The sequence below is a fragment of the Breoghania sp. JC706 genome (genome assembly GCF_037026715.1).
In the GTDB taxonomy this organism is placed as follows: Bacteria; Pseudomonadota; Alphaproteobacteria; order Rhizobiales; family Stappiaceae; genus Breoghania.
The window spans coordinates 266,737-292,321 of sequence record NZ_JBANCG010000006.1; the positions used below are offsets into that span (position 1 = coordinate 266,737).

22 protein-coding genes and 1 riboswitch are annotated in these 25,585 nt (G+C 67.0%); of the genes, 11 read left to right on the plus strand and 11 right to left on the minus strand.

Annotated features, from left to right (window positions below; genetic code table 11):
• Nucleotides 1–125: 125 nt before the first annotated feature.
• A riboswitch (TPP riboswitch) is annotated at nucleotides 126–257 on the plus strand.
• An 82-nt stretch (nucleotides 258–339) separates the two neighbouring features.
• Together thiM and thiE are read left to right on the plus strand one after the other, a co-directional pair.
• Nucleotides 340–1,158, plus strand: coding sequence for a hydroxyethylthiazole kinase (thiM, locus tag V2L18_RS14355; protein ID WP_336178946.1), 819 nt, complete (start codon nucleotides 340–342; stop codon nucleotides 1,156–1,158).
• 60 nt (nucleotides 1,159–1,218) lie between these two features.
• Nucleotides 1,219–1,866 carry a thiamine phosphate synthase gene (thiE, locus tag V2L18_RS14360; RefSeq protein WP_336178947.1) on the plus strand — a complete coding sequence of 216 codons (648 nt, stop codon included), beginning with the start codon at nucleotides 1,219–1,221 and terminating at the stop codon, nucleotides 1,864–1,866.
• Nucleotides 1,867–1,903: 37 nt separating this feature from the next.
• On the opposite strand, the gene V2L18_RS14365 is transcribed toward thiE, so the two are convergent.
• From V2L18_RS14365 to V2L18_RS14385, 5 genes are all read right to left on the minus strand, one after another.
• Nucleotides 1,904–2,317, minus strand: coding sequence for a cytochrome c (locus V2L18_RS14365; RefSeq protein ID WP_336178948.1), 414 nt, complete (start codon nucleotides 2,315–2,317; stop codon nucleotides 1,904–1,906).
• A gap of 236 nt (nucleotides 2,318–2,553) precedes the next feature.
• Nucleotides 2,554–3,498, minus strand: coding sequence for a hypothetical protein (locus tag V2L18_RS14370; protein WP_336178949.1), 945 nt, complete (start codon nucleotides 3,496–3,498; stop codon nucleotides 2,554–2,556).
• A gap of 494 nt (nucleotides 3,499–3,992) precedes the next feature.
• Nucleotides 3,993–4,829 (minus strand): L,D-transpeptidase, encoded by an 837-nt coding sequence (locus V2L18_RS14375; RefSeq protein ID WP_336178950.1) that lies wholly within the window; start codon nucleotides 4,827–4,829, stop codon nucleotides 3,993–3,995.
• 240 nt (nucleotides 4,830–5,069) lie between these two features.
• On the minus strand, nucleotides 5,070–5,837 hold the full coding sequence (locus V2L18_RS14380) for a phosphatase PAP2 family protein (RefSeq protein WP_336178951.1): 768 nt from the start codon (nucleotides 5,835–5,837) through the stop codon (nucleotides 5,070–5,072).
• A 69-nt stretch (nucleotides 5,838–5,906) separates the two neighbouring features.
• Entirely contained in the window at nucleotides 5,907–6,755 is an 849-nt protein-coding gene (locus V2L18_RS14385; RefSeq protein WP_336178952.1) for a DUF2927 domain-containing protein, read from the minus strand.
• 186 nt (nucleotides 6,756–6,941) lie between these two features.
• Between V2L18_RS14385 and V2L18_RS14390 the strand changes: the two genes are divergently transcribed.
• The 6 genes from V2L18_RS14390 (at nucleotide 6,942) to V2L18_RS14415 (ending at nucleotide 12,988) form a co-directional block, all read left to right on the plus strand.
• A complete protein-coding gene (locus V2L18_RS14390; protein WP_336178953.1) occupies nucleotides 6,942–7,664 on the plus strand; it encodes a protein phosphatase CheZ in 723 nt (240 codons plus the stop codon).
• 455 nt (nucleotides 7,665–8,119) lie between these two features.
• Nucleotides 8,120–8,791, plus strand: a complete 672-nt coding sequence (locus V2L18_RS14395; RefSeq protein ID WP_336178954.1) for a DNA-3-methyladenine glycosylase I — start codon at nucleotides 8,120–8,122, stop codon at nucleotides 8,789–8,791.
• A 149-nt stretch (nucleotides 8,792–8,940) separates the two neighbouring features.
• Nucleotides 8,941–9,951: a TRAP transporter substrate-binding protein DctP gene (gene dctP, locus V2L18_RS14400; protein ID WP_336178955.1), complete on the plus strand. Its 1,011-nt coding sequence runs from the start codon at nucleotides 8,941–8,943 to the stop codon at nucleotides 9,949–9,951.
• A 327-nt stretch (nucleotides 9,952–10,278) separates the two neighbouring features.
• Nucleotides 10,279–10,788, plus strand: coding sequence for a TRAP transporter small permease (locus tag V2L18_RS14405; RefSeq protein WP_336178956.1), 510 nt, complete (start codon nucleotides 10,279–10,281; stop codon nucleotides 10,786–10,788).
• On the plus strand, nucleotides 10,785–12,059 hold the full coding sequence (locus V2L18_RS14410; RefSeq protein WP_336178957.1) for a TRAP transporter large permease: 1,275 nt from the start codon (nucleotides 10,785–10,787) through the stop codon (nucleotides 12,057–12,059). Before V2L18_RS14405 ends, V2L18_RS14410 begins: the two co-directional genes overlap by 4 nt.
• Before the next feature lie 56 nt (nucleotides 12,060–12,115).
• Entirely contained in the window at nucleotides 12,116–12,988 is an 873-nt protein-coding gene (locus V2L18_RS14415) for an isocitrate lyase/PEP mutase family protein (protein WP_336178958.1), read from the plus strand.
• 92 nt (nucleotides 12,989–13,080) lie between these two features.
• Here the strand turns inward: V2L18_RS14415 and V2L18_RS14420 are convergent, their stop codons facing one another.
• A complete protein-coding gene (locus V2L18_RS14420; protein ID WP_336179137.1) occupies nucleotides 13,081–13,560 on the minus strand; it encodes a hypothetical protein in 480 nt (159 codons plus the stop codon).
• 247 nt (nucleotides 13,561–13,807) lie between these two features.
• Between V2L18_RS14420 and V2L18_RS14425 the strand changes: the two genes are divergently transcribed.
• Entirely contained in the window at nucleotides 13,808–16,495 is a 2,688-nt protein-coding gene (locus V2L18_RS14425) for an HAD-IC family P-type ATPase (RefSeq protein ID WP_336178959.1), read from the plus strand.
• A gap of 79 nt (nucleotides 16,496–16,574) precedes the next feature.
• Here V2L18_RS14425 and V2L18_RS14430 read toward each other — a convergent pair whose 3' ends face one another.
• From V2L18_RS14430 to V2L18_RS14450, 5 genes are all read right to left on the minus strand, one after another.
• Entirely contained in the window at nucleotides 16,575–18,005 is a 1,431-nt protein-coding gene (locus V2L18_RS14430) for an amidase (protein WP_336178960.1), read from the minus strand.
• A 6-nt stretch (nucleotides 18,006–18,011) separates the two neighbouring features.
• A complete protein-coding gene (gene hisG, locus V2L18_RS14435; protein WP_336178961.1) occupies nucleotides 18,012–18,983 on the minus strand; it encodes an ATP phosphoribosyltransferase in 972 nt (323 codons plus the stop codon).
• A complete protein-coding gene (locus tag V2L18_RS14440; RefSeq protein ID WP_336178962.1) occupies nucleotides 18,980–20,119 on the minus strand; it encodes an ATP phosphoribosyltransferase regulatory subunit in 1,140 nt (379 codons plus the stop codon). The genes hisG and V2L18_RS14440 overlap by 4 nt, the downstream gene beginning before the upstream one ends.
• Nucleotides 20,120–20,138: 19 nt before the next feature.
• Nucleotides 20,139–21,779 (minus strand): histidine--tRNA ligase, encoded by a 1,641-nt coding sequence (gene hisS, locus V2L18_RS14445; RefSeq protein WP_336178963.1) that lies wholly within the window; start codon nucleotides 21,777–21,779, stop codon nucleotides 20,139–20,141.
• 304 nt (nucleotides 21,780–22,083) lie between these two features.
• Complete coding sequence (locus V2L18_RS14450) at nucleotides 22,084–22,518, minus strand: group III truncated hemoglobin (RefSeq protein WP_336178964.1); 435 nt, start codon at nucleotides 22,516–22,518, stop codon at nucleotides 22,084–22,086.
• Nucleotides 22,519–22,806: 288 nt separating this feature from the next.
• Between V2L18_RS14450 and V2L18_RS14455 the strand changes: the two genes are divergently transcribed.
• Together V2L18_RS14455 and V2L18_RS14460 are read left to right on the plus strand one after the other, a co-directional pair.
• On the plus strand, nucleotides 22,807–23,943 hold the full coding sequence (locus V2L18_RS14455) for a glycosyltransferase family 2 protein (RefSeq protein ID WP_336178965.1): 1,137 nt from the start codon (nucleotides 22,807–22,809) through the stop codon (nucleotides 23,941–23,943).
• A 3-nt stretch (nucleotides 23,944–23,946) separates the two neighbouring features.
• Nucleotides 23,947–25,506, plus strand: coding sequence for a glycosyltransferase family 39 protein (locus V2L18_RS14460; RefSeq protein ID WP_336178966.1), 1,560 nt, complete (start codon nucleotides 23,947–23,949; stop codon nucleotides 25,504–25,506).
• Nucleotides 25,507–25,585: the final 79 nt, after the last annotated feature.

Genomic DNA, 25,585 nt, shown 5'->3' on the forward strand with positions numbered 1-25,585 from the left:
TAGAATAGCGCAGCGCGGGAGGCCAGCCCCAATTCCCGCCCGCGCCGGCGCGGGCGTCCGCAGGGGGTGTCCGTCGTTTTCCCCTTCTGCCCCTTGCCCTTGCGCCGCGTTGGCCTAAACTCCGGTGCGACTCAACGGGGTGCCGTCCCGTCCCGCGCAACGTTTCGCGCCTGCCACGGGGCCGGCTGAGAGGCATTCGCCAACCCGTCGAACCTGATCCGGATCATGCCGGCGGAGGGATTGAGGGCAAGCGTCGGGCAGGGCTATTTGCGGCCCACGTCGCGCGCGTTCCCCTCCCGGAAGATCCATCCGCCGGAAAAGCCCACGGGGAAAGACCAGATGACAGACACCGCTCTGCCGACCCTCGACGAAGCCGGCCGCCTGCGCGATGCGGTGCGCAGCCAGGGGCCGCTCGTCCAGAACATCACCAACTATGTCGCCATGACGCTTTCGGCCAACGTGCTGCTGGCCGCCGGCGCCTCGCCCGCGATGGTGCACGCGGAAGAGGAGGTGGCCGATTTCGTCAAGATCGCCTCCGCCCTCGTCGTCAACATCGGCACGCTGTCGCCCTCCTGGGTCTCCGCCATGGTCATCGCGGCCGAAGCGGCAGGGGAAGGCGGCAAGCCCTGGGTGCTCGATCCGGTGGGCTGTGGCGCCACCCCCTACCGCACAGAGACGGCGCGCAGGCTCGCCTCCCTGAAGCCCGCCGTCATCCGCGGTAACGCGTCCGAAATCATCGCGCTCGCCGGCGCATCGGGCGCGGCACCCAAGGGGGTGGACAGCGCGGTCTCCTCGCAGGCCGCCGTCGGGCCGGGCCGCGCGCTCGCCCAGGCGACCGGCGCGGTCATCGCGATTACCGGCGAGGTCGATTTCGTGGTCGATGCCACCCGCACCGCTGCGATCGAGGGCGGCGACGAGCTGATGCCGCTGTCCACCGGCGTCGGCTGCGCGCTGAGCGGGCTTGTCGGCGCCTATGCGGCGGTCACGCCCGATCCCTTCGCGGCCGCCGTGGCCGCGCTCGCGGTCTACGGCGCGGCCGGCAGCATCGCCGCGCGCGGTTCAGGCGGCCCCGGCGACATTCCCGCAAGACTGTGCAACGCACTCCACCGGATGGACGGCGAGGACCTGCGCGCCAACGCCACGATCCGCCCCGCCTGAGGCGTCACGTCTGAGCCCTCACGCCCGAGCCTTCCCGTACCCCAGCCTCAAGGTATCGCCATGCCCCGTCCCGCCTTCGATCTCTCGCTCTATCTCGTCACCGACACGCCGCAATGCGGGGCGCGCGGGGTGGTGGAAACGGCGGCGGCGGCGGCACGCGGCGGGGCGACGCTCGTGCAGCTGCGCGATCCTTTCGCCAAGACGCGGGAACTGGTCGAGCTTGCCCGCGCGCTGAAGGCGGCGCTGGAACCGTTTTCCGTGCCGCTCGTCATCAACGACCGCATCGACGTGGCGCTCGCCTCGAAGGCGCCGGGCGTCCACATCGGGCAGAAGGACATGACCCCGCGCGATGCCCGCGCGCTCATCGGTCCCGATGTCTTTCTGGGCCTATCCGTCGGCTCGCTGGAGGAACTGGCGGCTTCCGATCTCGGCGCGATCGATTATGTCGGCATCGGCCCCTATCGCGGCACCGCCACGAAGACGGACGCCGGCAACGCCATCGGCCTGTCCGGCTTCAAGACGGTGCGCGAGAAGATCGACCTGCCGGCGGTCGCCATCGGCGGCATCAAGGCGGAACATGTGGGCGAGCTGATCGCGGCGGGGGCGGACGGGGTCGCCGTCGTCTCCGCCATCTGCATGGCCGACGATCCGCAGGCCGCGACCGCCGAACTCGCCGGCCGCATCGCCGAGGCCCGCGCCCGGGCGTAGGAGGCGGGTTCCGCCCGAAAAGGGAAGGGGGATACCGTCAGTCGATGCCGTTCGCCCGCTGCAAGGCCCGCACATAGGCGATGATCGGGCGCACCTCTTCCTGGGTGATCTGCGTCTGGGCGGGCATGTCGCCGAAGCGCCAGTGGTGGGCGCGCACGCCGCGCTGCGCGGCCATGTAGAACGACATGTCGCCGTGGTGGGAGGGCTTGTAGATCGGGTTCAGGAACGGCGGCCCCTGATCGGTGCCCGTGGCGTTCTCGCCGTGGCAGGCGGCGCAATTGTCGTTGAACAGCTTCCTGCCCGCGCTCTGGTAGGCGCTCAGCTGCGGAATGACGGGATCCGCCGCGACCGCGCGCCCGCCTGCCTCGCCACCGGATCCCCCGCCAAGGGTCAGCCATGCCCCGACCAGTCCCAGTGCGGCGCCGGCCGCAAGCAGAATGAATGCACGCATCAGGAAATCTCTCCGCATTTCGTCCCTCGCGCCCGTCCTGGCGAAAGGCTCACGGAACTTTTCCGGCTTCCAGTGACGGGAAGGTCAAGCGCGCAGACCGCGACAATTTGCAAGGAGAAGTTGCGGGAATGGTGCCAAGGGGGCGGCATGTCCGAGCCCGACGCTTGCGCAAAGCCCCGGCGGCCGTCTTACGCCGGAGGCTTCGACGTCAGCTCTTTGGTGCCGGCTCTCCCGCGTCAGATCGGGTCGGTGGAAATGTCGGCCTGGCGAAGCTGGACCGGCCAGCAGCGGAACGTCGCGGTGCCGATGGCGACCGGATAGCCGCCCTCCAGGGAGCGGGAAGACAGGCCGTCAGGGTCGCACAGCATGAACATCGGCGCCGTCTTTGTGTTCTCCGCCGCCCGTGCGGGCAGGGACAGCACGTGGCGGATGCTCTCGGTCTGCGGGCGCACCGCCATGATGACGAAAGCGCCGGCCAGCACGAGGTTGGCGACCAGGAGCGCGATCACCGGCTGACGGTCGAAGATCCACGGTCGGCGGCGTCTGCCCGCCGCGAGCTGCATGCCAAGGCCGCCCGGGGCGGCGGCGATGCCGTCCCCGCTCGCGGGCTGACCGGTCGTCGCGGTTCCGGCCGGGTTTGCCGTCGCGTCCACTCCTTGCGCGGGCTGGTCCGTCGGCCGTGGCTGGACGATCGTCGCCGTCGCGCCGTTGCTCGTACCGCCGCTGTGCGTCGTGTCGGCGACAGGCGCATCCGTTCCCCCCGCCGCCACCGGTGCGCCGGGCTCCTCTGCCGCTTGCGCACGCGCGGTTCGGGCCGTGCGGGGCTTGCTGTTGGGAAAGTCGGGGCGGTAGCCCACGTCGGGCAGCAGGATGCGCTGGGTGTCGCCGGCGCCCGGCCCGGCATAGTAAAGCCGCAGCAGGTTGCGCAGCCGCGAGGCGTTTACCCGCACGATCGGGTTGGAGCGCGGGTTGAATTCGTCCGGCTGGCTGAAGACGTGGCGGGCAATGCTGGCTTCCTTCAGGTCCTCCTCCGCGCCGGCAAGACGGCGATCCACCAGATAGGCGAGCAGGCGGCTGACCTTCGGCGAACGGGAAAACGTGTCGGAGGTGAGGATCCTTTCGAGTGTCGCTCTTATCGAGACGTCGTCGAGTTCGGATCCGGCTTCTCGACGCTCTGTCATGTCAAAAATGCTCCAGTCAGCGGGACCGTCCTTGCACCGGAGCGCGGCTTTTCGGCGCGGTCAAGTCTCCAGCGGCAGCGGATCCGAGCCCTTTGCAAAAAGCGAATACACCCACTTGGCCGTACAAATTGAGGTAATAGGATTGGAAAGGCATGTCAATCTTTCCAATGTCTTCCGGAGGGCGGGGCAGGGCGAGCGCGGTGGCTGCTTGGGGGCGTGTGGCCGTCAAATGCTTGATAGAAAACCACCAAAGGTTGCCGGGCCGGGGGCAATGCGTCAAGCGTCGCGGCTCCATTCGCCGATGCGCGCCCCGATGCAGGGGAGCAAGGCCGGCCCGAGCGGACGAAAAAGGGGAGAAGGCGCGGCACCGGCCACGCCTTCTCCCCTCTTGTTCGGCCTCGTTTTTGTCCGGACCGGTTTGCCGGTCGCGGCGTATCGTCACGGGCGCCGTCTCGGGCGAGCCCCGGATCTTCTCCGGTGATCCGCTTGTCGTCTCAGTTGACGATGACCTTTGTGCCCACGTCGACCCGGGCGTAGAGATCCTCCACATCCTGGTTGCGCATGCGGATGCAGCCGGAGGAAACGGCGTGGCCGATGGTCCAGGGCTCGTTGGAACCGTGGATGCGGTAGAGCGTGGAGCCGAGATAGAGCGCTCGTGCGCCGAGCGGGTTGCGCGGGCCGCCGGGCATCATGGTCGGCAGACCCGGCTGGCGCTTGCGCATCTCCGCCGGCGGGCGCCATTCCGGCCATTCCGCCTTGCGGGTCACCCTGTGCTCGCCCGCCCACTGGAAGCCCGGCCGGCCGACCCCCACCCCGTAGCGCCGCGCGGTGCCGCCGGGCTCCACCAGGTAGAGGTAGCGCGAGGGCGTATCGATGATGATCGTGCCCGGCGCCTCCGTTCCGTCATAGGCCACCTCCGTCGGCAGGAAGGCGGGATCGAATTCGCGCTTCGGCCGCCTGGCGGTCTGGCGCTGCGGCGCGGCCGGCGCATAGGCCCGGCGCACGGCCGGCGCGCGGGCGGCGGGCGGGCGAACGGTCGAGCGGCGCGGCTCCATCGGCCGGTCCCAGCGCGGATAGGCATCCGCCTCGGGCCGCGCGCTGGAGGAAGAAAACAGCCCGCGGTTGCGCCAGATCGGCCGGTTGTCCGCCCGACCGGCAGAGGGTGCCACGGCGCGCGAGCGTTCGAAACTGTTGTAGCCCCAGCCATCGGGAAGATCGGGGCTCGCCGCATAAGGCGGCGGTGCCGCCCGCGATTGCGCACCGGCGGGAACGATCGCCGCCACGATCATGCCGACGGCCGCAAGATGAACGAGAAAACGGTTTTTCGACATTCCTCACTGCCCTTCGTCAGATGATACCTGTCCTGTCCCCGGCCGGCCTTGCGGCAGCGGGCGGACGGTCGTCGTGAAAGTCCTTTGCGGATCATTTTCATCGAACTTGCCGAAAATGCCTCGGGAAATGGTGAATCCGCAGCAATGCGGAGCGTGAATCGCGAATTCTGGTTAGCGTCCGGTTGGCGAAACCGGTTAACGAAACCTTGGCGCCGCGCGATCGGCTTTCGCGCATGCGCATCATTCCGGCCCGCTTTCCGCGTCATCGCCCGGCAGTGGCTTTCGTCGCCGCCTCAGGATGTCGATCCCCGCCAGCACGATGAAGGACAGTGCGGCCCACGCGGTGCCGAGCGCCCACCCCGCCGCCACGTCACTCGGCCAGTGAACGCCGAGATAGATCCGGCTGAGCCCGATCATGACGGCCAGTATCAGCGCGCAGGCGATGAGATAGACCCGCACGCGCCGGCGCGTGACGACGCGGGCGATCAGGGCGGCGAGCGTCAGATAGGTGAGGGTGGAGATGGTGGCATGGCCGGAGGGAAAGCTCGCCGTGTGGATGATGTCGAGATGTTTCACGAGGTCGGGTCGCGGCCGCTCGAACAGCATCTTCAGGCCGGTGGAAAGTGCGGCCCCGCCCGCCACCGACAGCGCCACGAAAGCGGAGGTGGCGGGCCGCCGTGCCGCCAGCAGCCCGCCGCAGACCATCGTCGTCAGCAGGATGATGACCGGAAACCCGCCGAGTGCGGTGATCTCCAGCGCGGCCTCCTCCAGCCAGGGCGGGCCAAGGAGCTGCTGCGGGTTGCCGGGCTCGCGCAGGGACAGGAACAGCACATGGTCGATGTGGTCGAGCTCGCCCTCGCTCATTTCATCGGCGATGTTGATGAACGCCCAGCCGGAAAACGCCAGCACCGCGATGAGCACCACCGCCAGCAATGTCTGCCGGTCGTCGCGGATACCCGCGATCAGGCGTCGAACGTTTGTCCTGGTGGTTGCGGCGAAACGTTCCATCAAGCGGGCCCCGTGCCGGTGTTGAGAGCATCTGTCGTCCAACGTGGCCGGCGGTGGAAAGTTCACCGGCTACCGCACGACGCGCCGCGCATCCCGGATGACCTGCGGCAGCAGCGGCTTGACCATGGCGGCGGTCATGCCCGGCTTGATGCGCGGGTCGTAGAGCATGTTCATGATCAGCCGGTCGAAAACGGTGAACGTGTCGTGGTCGGAGCTGTCGTTGAAGACCGAGTGGACCAGCCGGTCGTCGTCGTTCATCGGGCCGAGGCCCTGCAGCGTTTCCTCCACCAGGCAGCGCCGGAACAGGTGATCGCCCTCGTCGGCGACGATGACGGCCGTCGAACGGGTGATGCCCTTTCGCTCGGCCTCCACCCGCACCAGGCAGCGCCCCGGCGCGCGCGCGCTTGAATCGCGGTAGACCTCCCGGCGCACCGTCTCCACGTATTGCGCCCGATCGACGATAAAGAGGTGGAAGTTCGCGCTTTCCGTATCTCTGGCAAGGCGGGCGTTCAGGCCGCGCACTTCCTTCGTCAGGCCATTTATGAACCGGCGCACGTCCCGGGTGCGGTCGCGGCGCGCAAGGTTGGTCAGCCGGAAAAGCACCGGCCCCTCGTATTTCTTGACCTGATAGGGTTTCCACGACCAGGTGCGGTATTCCAGACCGAAGACCGTCCACATGAAGCCGTCGGTCAGTTCCTTGTCGCTGAACCGGGCGGCGGTGAGCGAGACGGGGCCGGGCCCGCTGTGGGCCGCCTTGATCGCCGCGGGCCGCATTGGCGGAACCTGGGCCCGGGCGGCATCCGGCAAGGTCAATGCCAAAACGAGCGCCGTCAGGAGCGCCGTCGCAAGCGCCGTTGCGGGGCCCATCGCGGCGGCGGCTGGGCGCCGGGCAGGCGCGGAAGAACGAGAAGAGGGCACCGACGCATCCCTTGTATGAATTGCCGACCCGGCGCCGGCGCACGAAATTCGCGCAAACCCGTAGGGGTGTCAACGTGATGGATTTGATCCGCTTTTCGTTCCGGATTCGGGATGAGAGGGAACAATTCCTTAATCGGCGGCGGGTAGATTGCGGCCAATTGTGACGCCAACCAGCCGGACCGATTGATGAGTAGAGTGAGAAAACCGTTCCGCGTCGAGACCGCTTTCAAGACCGCCGACGCGAGCGGTGGTGTACGCGACGATTTCATGGCGAGGGAGCGTCACAAGGAGTTGCTCGACCAACTGGCATCGCTGCGCACGCTGTTGCAGCCGACCCAGCAGGTCAGCGAGACCGTGCTTGAGGAATACAAGCGCGAGCACTCCGCCGCGCTGAAGCTGAAGGCCGAGCTCGACGACATCTACGAGGCCATCAACCGCACCAAGCACGAGATCGCGACGCTGCATCACTCCGGCTTCGAGGGCGAGGAGATGAAGCGCGTCACCAACGAGCTCGACGCGGTCGTCGTCGGCACCGAAGGGGCGACGGAACAGATCCTGGCGGCGGCCGAGTTCATCGACGAGACGGCCTCCACGCTCGCACGGCATCTGACCGGCGACGACGAGACCCACGCCCAGGAGATCCAGGAGCGGGTGCTCACGATCTTCGAGGCCTGCAACTTCCAGGACCTCACCGGCCAGCGCATCACCAAGGTGGTCAAGACGCTGTCCTTCATCGAGGACCGCATCATCCGGATGATGGAGATCTGGGGTGGTGTCGACACCTTCAAGGACATGGAAGTCGACGCCCGCCAGACCCGCGAGGGCGACGCCGCGCTCCTCAACGGCCCGGCCCTCGACATCGACGTGGACGTCGCCTCCCAGGACGACATCGACGCGCTGTTCTCGTAACAAGCGCATCGCCCATCCTTCGCGACGTGCTCTCCGTCGTCATCACCCGGCTTCGTCCGGGTGATCCAGCGGGCTGCGCACATGCCGCGGCCATCCATGCCGTGATCCTTCCGCGCGGCCACTTAATCCCCGCCTCGTGCGCCCTCGCGGCGATGCAATAGCCACTTGTCCCCGCCCGCAGGCATCCCGCGCCGCCTTTTTTCGCATTTTCGAGAAATGCGAGGCGGATTCGATGAAATTCGAACGATATTCGATGAATCGATTAATACGATTCAAAAGCGCGTCCGCCACGCCCGCCCACCTGCCGCCCGCGGGGCGGCGGGGCAGTCCGAAGGCTGCCCTTTTTCCCTGATTTTTGCCGTTTCTCGCGCCTTGTGCGTGTGCCCTATGGTCAGTCCGCCGCGAAGCTGATAGGAACAAAACAGAAACGATTTTGCGCGCACGGGGATAAGCTGATGACGGAGCAGCACGGGGATAAGGCACCGCTTGCAGTCGAACTGGCCGAGGGGCTGATGGAGGGCACGGACGGGCGTTGCCGCTGCTGGTGGCACGGCGGGTTGCCCGACTATCAGACCTATCACGACCGCGAATGGGGCCGCCCCGTCGCCGACGACCGCCGGCTTTTCGAGAAGATCTGCCTGGAGGGCTTCCAGGCGGGCCTGTCGTGGCTGACGATTCTCCGCAAGCGCGAGAATTTCCGCAATGCTTTCAACAACTTCGAGTTCGCGGACGTCGCCCGTTTCACCGACGGCGACGTGGAGCGCCTGGTGAAGGACGCCGGCATCATCCGCCATCGCGGCAAGATCGTTTCCACCATCAACAACGCCGCCCGGGCGCTTGAAATGGTGGAGGAATATGGTTCTCTGGCGGCCTATTTCTGGGCGCACGAGCCGGGCCCGGAGGAGCGTCCCGAACGGTGCACCAAGGCGGCGCTGGTCGCCAACCCGACCACGCCGGTATCCGTAAGGCTCTCGAAAGACTTGAAAAAACGCGGCTGGACCTTTGTCGGCCCGACGACCGTCTACGCCTTCATGCAGGCCATGGGGCTCGTCAACGATCACCTGGAGGGCTGCTGCTGCCGCGACGAGGTGGAAGCCGAGCGCGCCACCTTCACGCGGCCTGTATAGGGGAAACGGATTTGGGGCCTTCCGGGATAAGCGATTGTCAAGTTACCTAATCTGAGGCTTTACTGGACAAGCGCGCGGGGCCGCCTTGGGAGGGGCGGCCATCGTGACGGGACCGGGAAACGGTCCGTGGATCTTGGGAGGAGAAATCGATGACCTTTGCACGCCTGGCGCTTGCCGGCGCCGCCGCGCTTGCGCTCTCGCTGCCGCTCGCCGCAACGAGCGCGATGGCGGAAAAAACCACGCTGCGCATCACCTTGCAGCTTCCGATGAAGTCGCACCTCGGCCAGAACCTCGCCGTCTTCAAGGACAAGGTGGAGGAGATTTCCGGCGGGGACATCTCCGTCGAGATCTACGATTCCGCCCAGCTCTACAAGGACAACGAGGTCCCCCAGGCCGTCGGCTCCGGCGCCATCGAAATGGGGGTCGCCTCGCTCACCCGCTATGTCGGCGACGTGCCGGCCGTCGACATCTTCTATACGCCCTTCACTTTCAATTCCGAGGAACTGGTGCGCAAGGCCACCGCTCCGGGAAGCCCGGTGCGCCAGCCGCTCGACGATGCGATCCTGAAGACCGGCGCGCGCGTCCTGTGGTGGCAGGCCTATGGCGGCTGCGTGCTGCTGTCCAACGGCGGCCCGATCGCCACGCCGGCCGACCTGAAGGACAAGAAGGTCCGCGTCTTCGGCAAGACGCTGGGCCGCTGGATCGAGGCCGCGGGCGGCGCGCCGACGCTGATTTCCGGCTCGGAACAATACCTTGCCTACCAGCGCGGCACTGTCGATGTCGGCATGACCGGTGTCTCCGGCGTCAAGGCGCGCAGGCTCTGGGAGGTGATGGACACCATCACCGCGACCAACAACGCCGACATCGAGTTCATTGTCGTGGTCAACGACACGTTCTGGCAGGGCCTGCCCGAACAGCACCGCGAATGGATCCGCGAGGCGGCGCTCTTTGCCGAAAAGAACGTGCGCGATGCCATGTCCGAAATCGAGCAGGAGGCTTACGCCGAGGCGACCAAGAACGGCATGACGGTCTATGAGCCGACGCCGGAAGACCTGGAGGCCTGGAAGGCCGCCGCGCAGCCGGTGTTCGACGACTATCTCGCCGCCTCCGGCGATCTCGGCAAGCAGGTCTACGACGCCGCGCTTTCCTTGCGCGATTAGGGCGGCAGGCGAGGCGGCTCGTTCGGGGGCCGTTGGAAGGGATTTGTGCGGAGGCCCATCCTTCGAGACGCCGTCTTTCGACGGCTCCTCAGGATGACGTTATCGTGTTGTTGGTTCCTTCGATTCATCAACAAATACAACGTCATCCTGAGGAGGCTGCGAAGCGGCCGTCTCGAAGGATGGGCCTCCGCACCAATCCCTTCCGATGGCCCGCGCACCGCTCCCGTATCGGCCCCTGAAAATCGGCGGATCGCGCTCTGCGCGAAACCCGGTCTCGCACACCTTCCTGCTCCTTGTTCCGCGACTGTCAGGATCCCCATGCTCTCCATGATCGACCGACTTTCGGCAGGCCTAGGCCGGGTGGCGGCACTGGCCTATTTCGCCACCGGCCTGATGCTCGCCTGGGAAGTCTTCATGCGCTACGTCTTCATCGCGCCCACCATCTGGGCGGCAGAGCTGTCGCAGCTCTGCCTCGTGTGGGGGACGTGGCTTGCCGCCGCCTGGCTGCTGCACAAGCGCCAGCACATCCGCATCACCCTTCTGACCGACCATCTGCCGCCGCCACTGCGCCGGCTTCAGGAAGTCGCCGTCCTGCTCTTTATCGCAGGCTTCGCGGCGGCCGTGACGTGGTACGGCGCGCCGCTCGCCTATGACAGTTTCGCGCGCGGGCGGACCACCGGATCGATGCTCGATATCCCGATCGTCTGGTCGGAAATGGCCGTTCCGCTCGGCTGCGCGCTGCTGTGCCTGCAGGCGCTCGCCGAGGCGTTGCGCACCGCGCTTCACGGTCCGTCCGTTCCCGGTCACGCAGGCTCCGAGGCGGAGGGCATCCATTGACCACGGTTCTCATTCTCGTCTGCCTCTTCGCGCTGCTGCTTGCCGGCATTCCGGTCGCCTTCGCACTCGGCGGGCTCGGCCTGCTGTTGCTGATCGTCGGCGGTTTTTCGCCGCTGATGGTGCCGCAGGGGCTGCTGTCGTCGGTCGACAGCTTCGTGCTGATCGCCGTGCCGCTGTTCATCCTGATGTCGAACGTGCTGCTGAAGGGCGGGGTCGGGCGCGATCTCTTCGCCGCCGTGCAGGCCTGGGTCGGCCACTGGCCGGGCGGGCTCGCGGTCGCCACCATCGTCTCGTGCGGGATCTTCGCCGCGATCTCCGGCTCCTCGGTCGCAACGGCCGCCACCATCGGCACGGTCGCTATCCCGGAAATGACCGCGCGCGGCTATCCGCGCAAATTCGTCCTTGGCCTGCTGGCGGCCGGCGGCACGCTCGGCATTCTCATCCCGCCCTCGATCCCGATGATCGTCTACGGCGTGATCACGGAAGAATCGGTCATCAACCTGTTTCTGGCCGGCGTCGGCCCGGGTCTTCTGCTGATGGGACTCTTCATCGCCTTCGCCATGCTCTATGCGCGCTTTTCCGCCGATTACCGGCCGAGCCCGAAAGCCGACTGGCCGACGCGCGGCTGGACAGCGCTGCGCGCGCTGCCCACGGCCTTTCTCGCCTTCTACATCATCTCCGGCATCTACGACGGCTCGTTCACGCCGACTGAGGCCTCGGCCATCGGCCTCATCGGCGCGCTCATCGTCACCGGCGCCGTGCTGCGCACGCTGACATGGAGAAAGCTGTGGGAAGCGATCGTGGAGGCGATGACGACCTCGGTCGCGATCCTGCTGATCGTCGCCGGCGCCAAGGTCTTCGGCAAGGCGATCACGCTCTACCGCATCCCGCAGGAGATCTCGATGACGATCGCCTCTTCGGTGGACTCAACGGGCCTTTTCGTCCTGCTGGTGGCCGGCGTCCTGCTGCTGATGGGCCTCGTCATGGAAACGCTGTCCATGATGCTGATCATGGTGCCGGTGCTGGCCGGTTCGCTCGCCGTCCTCGGCATCGATCCGATCTGGTTCGGCGTGTTCTTCGTGATCATGGTCGAATGCGCGCTGATCACCCCGCCGGTGGGGCTCAACCTCTATGTCATTCAGGCGGTCGGCAAGGCGGGGCTCGGGGAGATTTCCGTCGGGGTGGTGCCGTTTCTGGCGCTGATGCTGGTGGCCGTCGCCGCCATCTTCATCTGGCCGGACATCGCGCTCTGGATCCCGTTCAAGATGTGAGGTGCGCGCTTTCCCGGCGCGGCCTGCCGTCTCTCTTTCGAAAGGTCTTTCGTTTCATGCACCAGTCTCCCGCCCAGCGCCTGCGCACCCTTCTGGCCGAACCGAAGATCCGCGTCATGCCGTGCTGTTTCGACGGACTGTCGGCGCGGCTCATCGGTGCGGCCGGGTTCGATCTCACCTTCATGTCGGGCTTCGCGGTCTCCGCCGCGCGCATCGGGGCGCCCGATACCGGGCTCATCTCCTACGGCGAGATGGTCGATACCGCCCGCAACATCGCCGCCGCAACCTCCATTCCGGTCATCGGCGACGGCGATACCGGCTACGGCAACGCGCTCAACGTCAAGCGCACGGTCAAGGGCTACGCCCAGGCCGGGCTCGCGGCCGTGATGATCGAGGATCAGGTCGCGCCCAAGCGTTGCGGCCACACGAAGGGCAAGCTGGTGGTGGACCGGGCAGAGGCCATCAACCGCGTCCGCGCCGCGGTGGATGCGCGCGAAGACGGCGCCGACATCCTGATCATGGCGCGCACGGATGCCCGCCATGGCCACGGGCTCGACGAGGCGCTGGAGCGCGCCGCCGCGTTCAAGGCGGCAGGAGCCGACATCCTGTTCGTTGAGGCGCCGAAATCGCGCGACGAGATGGAGCGGATCTGCCGCGAGGTGCCGGGTTGGCACATGGCCAACATCGTGGAAGGCGGCGAGACGCCCGCCCTGGTGCCGGCGGAACTGGAAGCCATCGGCTACCGCATCGTCGCCTATCCGCTGACGCTTCTCTCGGTTGCGACCCGTGCCATGACGGAAGCGCTCAGCGAGATGAAGGCCGGCCGGCACCCGGACGGCACGCTGCTGCCGTTTGCCGATTTGCGGCGGCACGTCGGCTTCGATGCTTATTATGAGGAAGAGCAGCGGTATTTCGACCGACGCGAGTGAGGGGGGGGCGGTGCCGAAACTTGGCTATTGAGCGGGTGAGCAATTCCGAATTGCCGCCCACCCTCACGCCCGCGCCGAATGGCCCTTCAGTCTCACGCCTCCCGCCACCGCACTGTCGCCGCGCACACCACGCCGAAAATCAGGTGACCGACGAGCGAGGCCCAGGTCAGCGGGATGAAGCCGAGGAAGGGCGGCTGTCCGGCGAAGAAATGCGCCATGACATAGAGCGCGAAGACCCAGAGCCCGACGCCGAAGCCGAGGCCGACGATCCACCACGGCAGGAACGGCGTAACACTGCGCGCGAGAGGCCGGGCGATGAACAGATATCCGAGCGGATAGGCCACCACGCCGACGAAGAGGTGGATGAGTTCGGCCGCGAACCGGCTGGAAAGACCGAACACGCCCTGAACCAGCGCCGCCGGTTCCAGCGGGCCGCCCACCCAGAACGGCGTGATGCCGCGCGCCCAGATCTCCCAGGCGATATCGGCGGCGATGCCGGCGATGACGGCGGTCGCCAGCGTCGAGACGATCAGCGGCGGAAACAGCGTGTTGGCGCCTGCGCGCGCCGGCATCGCGGTCATGTGCATGCCCTCCTGAAAAAACAAGGTTCCTTGGGGGCTGATCTTCGTGCTCTTTACCCTTACGTCAAATAACAAGGTGATGAGTGCCGCGTGAGAGCGGCGCCTCGTGTCCCCTTGGCACGCGACCATTTACGGGCGTGTCACATCCCGGCATTGGAATAGGATGACGATCGGGGGAGCGAGCGATGCGCGAACGAGGGCCGTGCCTTTGGGCGGAGCCGGTTCGACTGGGAGAGACATGAACGAACAAGAGCCCCGTAAAGGTGCCGACTGGCATGCGCTGTCGGTTGCGGAAACGGCGGCGGCGCTGAAGGCTGCGCCGCAACGTGGGCTGAGCGCGGAGGCGGCGGAAAGGCGGCTCGTCGAGGCGGGCCCCAATCGGCTGGCCGAGGTCGGTCGCGCCTCCAGCTGGGTGTTGTTGGCGCGTCAGTTCAAATCCGCGCTGATCGGCGTGCTCGTCGCCGCCGCCATCCTGTCGGCGGTGGTCGGCGAGATGGCCGACATGGTGGTGATACTCGCCATCGTCGTCGTCAACGGCGCGCTCGGTTTTCTGCAGGAGGCCCGTGCCGAGCGCGCGCTGGAAGCGCTGACGCGGATGCTGGCGCCCCGGGCCCACGTGATGCGCGACGGCCATCCGCTTCGCATCTCGGCGGAAACGCTGGTTCCGGGCGATCTGGTGCTGCTGGGCTCCGGCGACACTGTGCCGGCCGACGTGCGGCTGGTCTCGGCGACGGATCTCTCCGTCGATGAATCCGCGCTCACGGGCGAGTCCGCCGCCGTTGCCAAGGCCCTGCCACCGGTGCCGGCTGAGACGCCGCTTGCCGAACGCTCCCCGTGCGCCTTCATGGGAACTGTGATCACCAACGGCCATGCGAGCGGGCTGGTCGTCGCCACCGGCATGCGCACCGAATTCGGCCGGATCGCCGCGCTTGCGCAATCGATCGACCGGGAGGAGACGCCACTTCAGCGCGAGCTTGGCCAGCTCGGCCGCACGCTCGGCGCCGTGGCGCTGGCGCTTGCCGCACTCGTCGCGGTCATGGGCTTGCTGCGCGGCTATCCGTTCGACGAGATGCTGCTGTTCGGCGTGTCGCTGGCGGTGGCCGCCGTGCCGGAGGGGCTGCCGGCGGTCGTGACGGTGACGCTCGCCATCGGCGTTGCCGCCATGGCGCGGCGGCGCGCGCTGATGCGCCGGCTGGTGGCGGCGGAAACGCTGGGCGCCGCCAGCGTCATCTGCACCGACAAGACCGGCACGCTGACCCGCAACGAGATGACCATCACCCGCATCGAACTGCCGGGGCGCCCGGTGGGACAATCGGTGGAGGTGGAAGGCTCCGGCTACCTGCCGGAAGGCCGGTTCCTTGTGGGCGGCGCGCCTATCGATCCGGCGGCCGAGCCGCGTCTGAGCGCGCTTCTGGAAACGGGGCTGTGGTGCAACGCCACGCGGATGATCGAGGACGGGGGCGGCCCGCGCCCGCTCGGCGAGGCGACGGAGGCGGCCTTCCTGGTGGCTGGCGGCAAGGCGGGGCTGGCCGTCGATCGGGGCCGGATCTGCGGCGAGGTGTCGTTTTCCTCCGCCAGAAAGCGCATGAGCGTGCTTGTGCGCGAGGCGGACGGCGCCGTTACCCTGCATGTGAAGGGCGCGCCGGAAGTTGTGCTGGGGCTTGCCACCCGGGTCATGGGGGCCGACGGCGAACGAGACCTCGATGAAGCGGACCGGACGGAGATCGCGGCGACATTCCAGGCGCTTGCCGAAGGCGGGATGCGGGTGCTGGCGGTCGCGCGGCGCAAGCTGACGGGCATGCCCGATGTCATCGGCGAGGCGCTGGAGAAGGACCTGACGCTGCTGGGTCTCGTCGGCATCATCGATCCGCCGCGCGGTGAAGTGGCCGACGCGATGAAGCTTGCCCGCCGGGCCGGGATGCGGGTCGTCATGATCACCGGCGATGCCGCGCCCACGGCGACCGCCATCGCGCGATCCATCGGGCTTGATGCCGCGCGCACGGTGACGGAAGCGGACATCGACGCGATGGACGATGCCGAGCTTGCTCGGGCGTTGGAGCAGGGGGCGGTCTTCGCGCGGGCCCGGCCGCAGGACAAGATCCGCATTGTGGAGGCGCTACAGGCCACCGGTCACGTGGTGGCGATGACGGGCGACGGCGTCAACGACGCGCCGGCGCTGAGGCAGGCCGATGTCGGCATCGCCATGGGCATTCGCGGCACGGATGTGGCGCGCGGGGCCTCCGACATGGTGCTGACCGACGACAATTTCGCCTCCATCATCGGCGCGGTGGAGGAGGGGCGGCGGCAATACGACAACATCCGCAAGTTCGTCGGCTACCTCTTGTCGTCGAACGCCGGCGAGGTGATCGGCATTTTTCTGGCGGTGCTGCTCGGCTGGCCCTTGCTGCTGCTGCCGATCCACATCATCTGGATGAACCTTGTCACCGACGGGCCGACCGCTCTGGCACTGGGCGCGGAACCGGCGGAGGCCGCGGTGATGCGGCGCCCGCCCAGAAAGCCCGGCAGCCGGTTGCTGGGGCGTGGCGACGGGATCCGGGTGGCGATCCTCGGCTCCTACATCGCGCTGGTGGCGATGGTGCTCTTTCAGGAGGTTCTGGCGACGGGCGGCACGGTGCTTCACGCCCAGACGCTCGCCTTCACCGCCTTCGTGGTTCTCGAAAAGGCCAACGCCTTCAACTTCCGCCATCTCGATGACGGGCCGTTTGCCGGATTGAAGCGCAATCCGTGGCTGCTGGTCGCGATCGCGCTGGCGCTGTCGTTGCAGGTCGCCGTGGTGCACGTGCCGCTTTTCAACGACTGGTTCTCCACAGTCCCGCTGACGCTTTTCGACTGGGGCCTCGTGGCGGCGGCGACGATCCCGATGCTCGTGCTGGGGTATGTGACAAGGCCACTGGCGCGGCGGTAGGCGAGGGGCGTGCGGGGGTCGCACTTCAAAAATAACGCCCTCCGCAAAAAAAAATGCGGCGAAGGCAGCGGCCCTTGCCCTATTCCGCTGCTTCCGGCGCCATTCCGAGCCAGCCGGTCGCCTCTTCGTAGAGTGCGCCGAAGGCCAGGAGCTCGCGGTCGGAGCGCGGGCGGCCGATGAGCTGGAAGCCCATGGGCAGGCCCTGAGGCCCGAAGCCCGCCGGCAATGCCAGCACCGGCAGGCCGAGAAGGCCGGCCGGCACCACCACCTCCATCCAGCGGTGGTAGGTGTCCATCGCGTGGCCGGCGATCTCCTTCGGCCAGGCCCATTCGGCCGGGAAGGGGAAGACCTGCGCACTCGGCAGCACGAGGTAATCGTATTTCTCGAAAAGCCGGAGCGCCGCCCGGTGCCAGGCGCTGCGCTCGGCAGACGCCGCGAAGAAATCGGTGGCCGACAGTGCCAGCCCGTTCTCGATCTCCCAGATCGCCTCCGGCTTCAGCAGCTCGCGTTTTTTCGGATCGTCGTAGAGCGCCTTGAGATTGGAGGCGACGACCGCGTGGCGCTGGGTTTTCCAGGCTTGCCAGACCCGCTCCATGGCAAAGCCGGGCGCGGTATCCTCCACGACGCAGCCCATGTCCTGAAAGACCGTGAGCGCATCGCGGCAAATGTCGAGAATGTCCGCCTCGAACGGCAGATAGCCGCCGAGATCGCCCAGCCACCCGATACGGATGCCGGTGGGCTCGGAGGGCGCGATTTCCGCGAATTGCGAGCCGTCACCGGGCAGCGATTGCGGGCTGCGGGGATCGTATCCGGCTTGCGTCGCCAGAAGGGCCGCGATATCCGCCACCGAACGGCCCATCGGACCTTCGGTGGAAAGGCCGGCCGTGAAGACGTTGGGCGCGGGGCCGGCCGGCACCACGCCGAAACTCGGCCTGAGAGAAACGATGTTGTTGAAGGCGGCCGGATTGCGCAGCGAGCCCATCATGTCGGAGCCGTCGGCAACGCTGACGAGCCGCATGGCGAGCGCCGCGCCCGCACCGCCCGACGAGCCGCCGGCCGTCCGGCTCGTGTCCCACGGATTGCGGGTCACGCCGAAGACCGGATTGTAGCTGTGCGAGCCGAGGCCGAATTCCGGCGTGTTCGTCTTGCCGATGATGATCGGGCCGGCCGCGCGCAGGCGCGCGACGTGGATGCAATCCTCCTGCGGCACGAAATGCGCGAAGATCGGCGAGCCCTGCGTGGTGGTGAGCCCCTTCGTGGCGGCGAGATCCTTCACGGCCTGCGGGATGCCGTGCAGCCAGCCGCGCGAACGGCCGGCCGCGAGTTCCTCGTCGCATGTCCGCGCCTCCGCCATCAGCGCCTCGCCGTCGCGCAGGCTTACGATGGCGTTGATCGCCGGATTGAGCCGGGCGATGCGCGCAAGCGTCGCCTCCATCACCTCGGCGCAGGAAATTTCCCGGGACTGGATGAGGGCGGAAAGGTCCCGGGCGCCGAGCGCGCTGATATCCATCGACGATTATCCTTGGATGCGCGCTGCGAGCGGGTCGTAGAGCGGGTTGGTGGTTTCGAACACGTAGTCGAGCGTGGAAACGGAGACCGAGGCGGCGCCGGCATCGCGCAGGTAGCCCGCACAGGCCGCGACTTCCGACGTCGGGCAGTGCAGCACCAGCGGTTGGCCGTCCGCCGTGCCGAAGGGCGCGGTCGCGCCGTAGCTGTCGGCCGCAACTCCCGCCGCTTCCTCCGGGTCGGCGACGAGCGCGCGGATTTCCTTGACCGAGCGTGCCTTCTCCTCCGCCGCCACGCGGTCGAGGATGGTGCGGGCGGCGGCGAGCGCCTCGCCGGACCAACTTGCGGTCATGGAGGCGACGAGGTGCGCCGTGCTCTTCAGGATGACGCCGTCGTCAAGGATCTTCAGGTCGTTTGCGGCAAGCGTGGAGCCTGTGGTCGTGATGTCGACGATCAGTTCCGCCGCGCCCGCCGCCGGCGCGCCCTCGGTGGCGCCGGCAGATTCCACGATGCGGTAGTCGATGATGCCGTTCGCGGCGAAGAAGCCGCGCGTCAGGTTCACGTACTTGGTCGCGATCCTGAGCCGCCGGCCATGCCGGCCCCGGAAATCGGAGGCGACATCGGAAAGATCCGCCATGGTGGCAACGTCGATCCAGGCCTTGGGCACGGCGACGACCACATCGGCAGCCCCGAAGCCGAGCGAGGCGACGAGATGGGTCAGCTCCGCCGGCCGGTCGATGCTCTCGTGCACCAGATCGAGCCCGGTGATGCCCATGTGGACGGTGCCGGCCGCGATCTCTCGCGCGATTTCGGATGCGGAAAGAAAGGCGATCTCGACATCGTCCAGCCCCTTGATGCGGCCGCGATAGTTGCGGTCGCCGCCGGGGCGCTGGATGGTGAGCCCGGCGCGCGCGAAGAAGGCGTGGGTGTTTTCCTGAAGCCGGCCCTTGGAGGGAATGGCGATGATGAGAGTGTCGCTCATTGGCCGGCTCCTTCCAAAGCGCCTTCGGCGCCTGCGATGCGTTCAAGCCAGATGGAAAAGCCGACGGCGGGAACGTCCTCGCCGGCGCCCAGAAGCGCCAGCAGCTTGTCGTAGCGCCCGCCGCCGGCAATCGGCGGGCGGCCCCTGACCCCGGTCGCATCGTGCAGCTCGAACACGAAGCCGGTGTAGTAGTCGAGGCGGCGACCGAAATCTGCGGCAAAGGTGATGGCGTCCGTCGGCAGGCCGCGCTCGGAAATGAGCCTTGCGCGCTCGCGGAAATCGGCGATCGGCTGGGAGAGGTCGAGCCCCGCCTCGTGCGCGAAGAGGGTCAGCGCATCGCCGGCCTCTTCCGGATTGCCGGAAATGTCGAGAAAGCGGGTCAGCGTGGCGGCCGTCTCCGGTCCGATGCCGGCGCCCGACGCAAGGGCCGCCTGCTCAAGAAAGCGCTCGGCGATCTCGCCGGCCGTGCGCCCGCCGACCGCCTCGATGCCGGCGATGGAGAGAAGATCTTCCACCACCGCGTGCGCGGCGTCGGGGTTGGCGCCTTCAAGGGCTGCGAGAAAACCGATGCGGGCATCCTTCTCCGCACCCTGACTGCCGGCCATGCGGGCAATGGCATGGTCGAGGCGATCGCGCTCGCCGAAGAGATCGCGCAAGCGGCGGCGCCAGACGGTGGGCAGGCCGAGGGCTTCGACGACGCCGGTGAACAGCGCCTCGTCGCCGATGCGGATGGAGGGCGCCTTGCCGCCGAGCTTTTCAACTGCCTCGACCGCCAGCGCCAGCATGTCGGCATCCGCCGCGAGCCTGTCGGTACGGCCGATGTTCTCCGCGCCGACCTGCTGGATCTCGCCGAGCTCGCCCGCGCGCTGGCGGAAGACGAGGCCGGAATAGCAATAGGCCCCGGCCCGCGCCGCCGGCCCACCTGACAGGTGGGTGCGCGCCACGGGAATGGTGAAATCGGGGCGCAGGCAGAGGTCGAGCCCGTCCTGTCCGGAGGTCAGAAAAAGCCGGCGGCGGATGTCCTCGCCCGCGAGATCGAGGAAGACGTCCGCCGGTTGCAGGATCGGCGGGGCGATATGGTGATAGCCGCCGGCCTGAAACAGCGGTGCCAGGGCGTCGAAGCGGTTATCGGCCATCGTCTTCCTCATTCGCGTTCTAGTTCCCGGACGGGTTGCCGCGTTCGCGGTCCGCCTTCTGGTCGTCGAGCATCTTCTTTACCGTTGCGACGAGATCGGCCTCGGCGACGGTCACCTGCGCGGGCCGCGCCTCGCGCCAAGCGGCGTTGTCCGAGATTTCCTCCGACATGCGCTTGCCCTCGATCAGATCCTTAATCTGGATCTCGCCGTTGCCGCGCTCTTCCGAGCCCTGGATGATGGCGAGTGGGCAGCCGCGCTTGTCGGCGTATTTCAGCTGGTTGCCGAACTTCTTCCAGTTGCCCTGATAGAGTTCCGCGCGAATGCCGGCGGTGCGCAGCTGCTGGACGAAGCTCTGGTATTTCGCCTGCGCATCCGCATCGTTGCCGTCCATGACGGTGACGAGCACGGGGGCGAGCACGGTGTCGGCCTCGAGCTTGCCGAGGTTCTTCAGAGCGGTCATCAGTCGCGAGACGCCGATGGAGAAGCCGGTCGCCGGCACGTCCTGCCCCGTGAAGCGCTTGACGAGCCCATCATACCGCCCGCCGCCGCCGACCGAGCCGAACTGCACCTTCTCGCCCTTCTCGTTGGTCACGTCGAAGAGGAGTTCCGCCTCGTAGACCGGGCCGGTGTAGTATTCGAGGCCGCGGACGATGGAGACATCGAGCCTAATGCGGTCGGTCGCATAGCCGGCGGTTCTTACAGACTTAGAAATAGAAAGGAGTTCGTTGATTCCTTCAGCAACGAGGTCTGACTCGGGGAAGACATCTTTTAAAAGCTCGGTCGAGTGAGGTCCGCCGAAAACAAGGCCGCCGATCTTATTCCCCATAACCTCCTGCCATTCGACGACAACATCCCCATCAATGATCTCACTCATCGGCATGAAGGTGAAGAAGTCGCGGCGATCTTCTCTTTGAACGGCGTAAAGCTTCTCAAGGCGGTCGATCTGTTCGGTCCCTAGGCCGGCGCCTTTCGTAAAGTCTCCGCTCTCATCCTTTCGACCTTCGCCCAAAAGCAGACGGACGCCGTCGGGGCCAAATTTATCGAGCTTGTCGATAGCTCTGAGCACGGTCAGACGTCGTCCGGCATTCTCCTCACCACCAAGCCCAATCGCTTCCAGCACCCCATCCAGCACCTTCCGGTTGTTGACCCGGATGACGTAGTCGCCGCGCTTGATCCCGACGGCTTCCATCGCGTCAGCCATCATCATGCACATTTCCGCGTCCGCCTGCACCGACGGCGCGCCGACCGTATCGGCGTCGAACTGCATGAACTGGCGGAAGCGGCCGGGGCCGGGCTTTTCGTTGCGGAAAACCCAGCCCGCGCGATAGCTGCGGAAGGGAAGCTGGATCTCGTTGATGTTTTCGGCCACGTGACGGGCGAGAGGCGCCGTCAGGTCGTAGCGCAAGGAGAGCCACTGCTCGTCGTCGTCCTGCAGCGAGAACACGCCCTCGTTCGGCCGGTCCTGATCGGGCAGGAATTTTCCCAGCGCGTCGGTGTATTCGAACATCGGCGTCTCGACCGGATCGAAGCCGTAGCGCTCATAGACCTCGCGGATCTTCGCCATCATCGCGTCGGTTGCGCGGATGTCGGCGGGCGAGCGGTCGATGAAACCGCGCGGCAGGCGGGCTTTGAGTTTCTGGGGCTTCTTGGTCTTGGCCATCGCCTGAGGCTTTCCGGGAAAACGCGTTCTGAATCGGGGGCAAAATTCGAGGATGTCCGCGCGCGTTGCGGGCAGCGGTTTCCTAGACGAAAGCGGGGGTAAGGGCAAGGAGAGGCGTATGCCGAGGGTGGCAAGCAACAAGTGGCCCATCCTTCGAGACGCACTCTGACGAGTGCTCCTCAGGATGACGTTATCGTGGTGTGGGGACGCGCAAAAGGCGCAATGGATACAACGTCATCCTGAGGAGGCCGCAGGCCGTCTCGAAGGATGGGCCGATATCAGCGATCGTGCCGGGCTTTCCCTCTCAGCTCCGCAAATAATCCGGCGCCTTGTCGAAGGGCGTGGCGAACATCGCCATCCAGAGGCTCGTGGCGATGCGCTCGGCATGGTTGATGACGATGGGGGCCGCCTCCGGCTCGAAAATCTCGCGGGCGACGGCGCGGAAATGGGTGAGCCAGATGCCGAAATCCTCCGCCTCCACCTCCTTCATCACGAAATGCGTCGGCACCGGCTTGCCCTTGTATTCGCCGGTCTTCAAGAGCACCGAGGCCCAGAAGTGTTTCATCTTGGCAAGATGCGGGCCCCAGTCCGCGATGCGTCCGGCAAACACCGGCCCAAGCCGCTCGTCGGCCTGAATGCGGCCGTAGAAGGTATCGACCAGCGCGGAAATCTGCGCCCGCGTGATCGAGGGGTGGGCGGGTGTGCGGGATACGGCGGGGCGGATGTCGAGCTCGGTCATGGCGGTTCCGGACAGCCTTTCGAGGTGGTTCGTCGCGGGCTCCTGATGCGGCATATAGCGGGCAGGCTCGGGCTTGGCCAGTCGGGGTGCCGTTACGGAGTGCCGCACCCGTTGTCCCGCCCGCTGTGTGCGATGCGCGCGACCATCAGGCATCCGGCCGTTCCCTGCCTTGCAAATGTCCGATGTTTGGCTATGGTCCGCGCGACTTGGGGTGCCCGTGCGACGTGGGGCGCCGGGCATCGAAGGCGGGGCGCCTGACGGGCGCGCGCCGTCACCAACGGACGTTTCATGCAATTGACCGAGACAGCCTTGAACGAGGCGGAGAGCCAGCCCGTTCCTTTCGAGCCGGCGGAGCTGACCGTCGTGCTGCCGACCTACAACGAGAGCGCGAACGTTCCCCTCATCGTGGAAAAGCTCGACGCGGCACTCGCGGGCATCCGGTGGGAGGCGATCTTCGTCGACGACAATTCGCCCGACGGCACGGCCGAGGTGGCCAAGGAGATCTCGCGCCGCGATCCGCGCATCCGCTGCATCAAGCGGGTCGGCCGGCGCGGGCTTTCGGGCGCCTGCGTGGAAGGGATGCTTGCATCCGCCGCGCCCTTCGTCGCGGTCATGGACGCCGATCTCCAGCACGACGAGAGCCTGCTGCCGCGCATGCTGGGTCTGCTGAAGGCGGATGAGGCCGATCTCGTCGTCGCCAGCCGTTTCGTGGAAGGCGGCACGGTGGGCGAGGGGCTCTCGGCAACGCGTGCCTGGGGCTCGGGCGTCGCCAACGGGCTCGCGCGCACGCTTCTGGGCGTGGAGCTTTCCGACCCCATGAGCGGCTTTTTCGCCATCCGTCGCGAGAAGGTCGACGCGGTGGCGCCGAAGCTTTCCAGCCAGGGCTTCAAGATCATGCTCGACATCGCGGCTTCCGCGAAGGGCACCTTGCGGGTGCGCGAGCTTCCCTTCGTCTTCCGCGAGCGCCTTCACGGCGAGAGCAAGCTCGATACGCTGGTGACGATGGAATATCTCGGCCTGCTCGTCTCCAAGCTCACCCGCGATCTCGTCTCCGTGCGGTTCCTGATGTTCGGGCTCGTCGGCGCCTCGGGCGTGGTGGTACACCTGACGAGCCTGCGTGCGGCCCTCGTCGCGCTGCCATTCGACTATTCGCAGCTTCTGGCGACTTTCGTCGCCATGACGTGGAATTTCTTCCTCAACAACCACCTGACCTATCGCGACCGGCGGCTCAAGGGCATCGCGGCGGTGAAGGGGCTGATCAGCTTCTACATCGTCTGTTCGGTCGGCGTCGTCGCCAATGTCGGCGTGGCGGACTGGATCTACGGCATGGATTCCTCGTGGTGGCTGGCGGGCACGGCCGGTGCCGCCATGGGCGCGGTGTGGAACTATGCCGCAAGCTCCGTCCTCACCTGGCGAAAGGCCTGAGCCATGCCGGCTCCGTCTGCGGCTGCGGCTGAGAGCGCGCGCGGCGAGATGCCCGGCTGGTGGCTGCGGCCGCCGGCGCTGATCGTCTTCGTCCTTGCGCTCACCGCCGTTCGCCTGTGGGCGGGCGGGCATGCGTGGTTGTCGGAGGACGAGGCTTATTACCGGCTGTGGGGCCTCAACCCGGCCGCCGGCTATTACGATCACCCTCCGATGATCGGCTGGTGGATCGCGGCGGGCCAGGCGCTCGTCGGCGACAACGCGCTCGCCGTCCGTCTCGTCGGCATTCTGGCGACGGCGCTGGGATCGCTGGCGCTGTGGCGCACGGGCGTGCTGCTGCACGGCCGCCGCGCCGCCGGCTGGGCCGTCCTCTTCTTCAATGCCACCCTCCTCATCGGCATCGGCAGCCTGATCGCCACCCCCGACACGCCCTCGGTGCTGTTCTGGGGGCTCACGCTATGGGCGCTGGCGGAATGGCTGAAGCCCGGCGAGACGGCGAACGCCAACTGGTTTCTCGCCGTCGGTCTCTTCGCCGGTCTGGGGCTGATCTCGAAATATTCGGTGCTGTTTCTGGGCACGGGCATCATCTTGTGGCTCGTCGCGATGCCGCGGGCCCGCGCCGCTTTCGCCAAATGGCAATTGTGGGTGGGCGGCGTTGTTGCCCTTCTCATCACCGTGCCGGTGATCCGGTGGAACGCGGCCCATGAATGGGCGTCCTTCGTCAAGCAGTTCGGCCGCGCCGTGCCGCATGGCTGGACCGGTCGCTTTATCGGAGAATTCATCGGCGCGGAGCTGGGCTTGCTCAATCCGGCCATTGCGGTCATCGCGCTTGTGGGCATCGGCGTCGCGGTCGCGCGGACGGTACGCCGGCGCAATGCCGCCTGGGCGCTGCCGCTCCTCACAAGCCTGCCGTTCTTCGCCTATCTGCTGTTCCATTCCCTCCATAACCGGGTGCAGGCGAACTGGCCGGCGCCACTGTTTCCCGCACTGGTGCTGATGGCCGCCTTCGTCGCCGCCGACATCGACACGCGATCGGACCTGAGGGCGCGGGTGCTGAAGATCCTGCGTGCGATCGCCGTGCCCCTCGGCGTCGCCGTCTCGCTGGTGATCTACGTGCACGCCGTCTCCCCGCTCACCGGCACGTTTGCCCGCAAGGACCCGACCTTCCAGCTGCGCGGCTGGCCGGCGATCGCACGCGAGATCGAGGATCTGGCAAAGCGCGAGAATGCGGCCTGGATCGCCACATCGGCCTACGGCATGACGGGCCAGCTCGCCTTCGCGCTTCATGAGGCTGGCTCGGCGCTCCCCGTCTTTCAGCTCGACGAGCGCATCCGCTATGCCATGGAGCCCGCTCCCGATCCGGCGCTGCTGGTGCGCCCGGCGCTCTATGTCGCCGTGACCCGGCGCGACCGCTCCGACGATCTCGCCGGGCGCTTTGCGCAGGTGGAGCTTCTTGCCACCGTCACGCGGCAGGTGAAGGGGGTGGCGCTGGAACGGATTCGCATCTATCGGATCGCGGGCGTGCGCGGTGGCGCCGGGGCAGTCTTTTCGCAAGCCGCCGAGTAGCGTATCCGGTTAAGGGAATGAGCGGCGATTCGACCGCAGCCGGCCTTCAGGCATTGGTGTCCTGCCTGCGAAACGGGTC

Bases quoted from the DNA above. Each gene is read 5' to 3' on its own strand.
- hisG (WP_336178961.1), bottom strand. From the start codon at position 18,983: ATGAGCGACACTCTCATCATCGCCATTCCCTCCAAGGGCCGGCTTCAG.
- V2L18_RS14415 (WP_336178958.1), top strand. From the start codon at position 12,116: ATGCACCAGTCTCCCGCCCAGCGCCTGCGCACCCTTCTGGCCGAACCG.
- V2L18_RS14455 (WP_336178965.1), top strand. From the start codon at position 22,807: ATGCAATTGACCGAGACAGCCTTGAACGAGGCGGAGAGCCAGCCCGTT.
- thiE (WP_336178947.1), top strand. From the start codon at position 1,219: ATGCCCCGTCCCGCCTTCGATCTCTCGCTCTATCTCGTCACCGACACG.
- dctP (WP_336178955.1), top strand. From the start codon at position 8,941: ATGACCTTTGCACGCCTGGCGCTTGCCGGCGCCGCCGCGCTTGCGCTC.
- V2L18_RS14375 (WP_336178950.1), bottom strand. From the start codon at position 4,829: ATGTCGAAAAACCGTTTTCTCGTTCATCTTGCGGCCGTCGGCATGATC.
- V2L18_RS14405 (WP_336178956.1), top strand. From the start codon at position 10,279: ATGATCGACCGACTTTCGGCAGGCCTAGGCCGGGTGGCGGCACTGGCC.
- V2L18_RS14380 (WP_336178951.1), bottom strand. From the start codon at position 5,837: ATGGAACGTTTCGCCGCAACCACCAGGACAAACGTTCGACGCCTGATC.
- V2L18_RS14430 (WP_336178960.1), bottom strand. From the start codon at position 18,005: ATGGATATCAGCGCGCTCGGCGCCCGGGACCTTTCCGCCCTCATCCAG.
- hisS (WP_336178963.1), bottom strand. From the start codon at position 21,779: ATGGCCAAGACCAAGAAGCCCCAGAAACTCAAAGCCCGCCTGCCGCGC.
- V2L18_RS14390 (WP_336178953.1), top strand. From the start codon at position 6,942: ATGAGTAGAGTGAGAAAACCGTTCCGCGTCGAGACCGCTTTCAAGACC.
- V2L18_RS14440 (WP_336178962.1), bottom strand. From the start codon at position 20,119: ATGGCCGATAACCGCTTCGACGCCCTGGCACCGCTGTTTCAGGCCGGC.
- V2L18_RS14365 (WP_336178948.1), bottom strand. From the start codon at position 2,317: ATGCGTGCATTCATTCTGCTTGCGGCCGGCGCCGCACTGGGACTGGTC.
- V2L18_RS14370 (WP_336178949.1), bottom strand. From the start codon at position 3,498: ATGACAGAGCGTCGAGAAGCCGGATCCGAACTCGACGACGTCTCGATA.
- V2L18_RS14395 (WP_336178954.1), top strand. From the start codon at position 8,120: ATGACGGAGCAGCACGGGGATAAGGCACCGCTTGCAGTCGAACTGGCC.
- V2L18_RS14460 (WP_336178966.1), top strand. From the start codon at position 23,947: ATGCCGGCTCCGTCTGCGGCTGCGGCTGAGAGCGCGCGCGGCGAGATG.
- V2L18_RS14420 (WP_336179137.1), bottom strand. From the start codon at position 13,560: ATGCCGGCGCGCGCAGGCGCCAACACGCTGTTTCCGCCGCTGATCGTC.
- V2L18_RS14450 (WP_336178964.1), bottom strand. From the start codon at position 22,518: ATGACCGAGCTCGACATCCGCCCCGCCGTATCCCGCACACCCGCCCAC.
- V2L18_RS14425 (WP_336178959.1), top strand. From the start codon at position 13,808: ATGAACGAACAAGAGCCCCGTAAAGGTGCCGACTGGCATGCGCTGTCG.
- thiM (WP_336178946.1), top strand. From the start codon at position 340: ATGACAGACACCGCTCTGCCGACCCTCGACGAAGCCGGCCGCCTGCGC.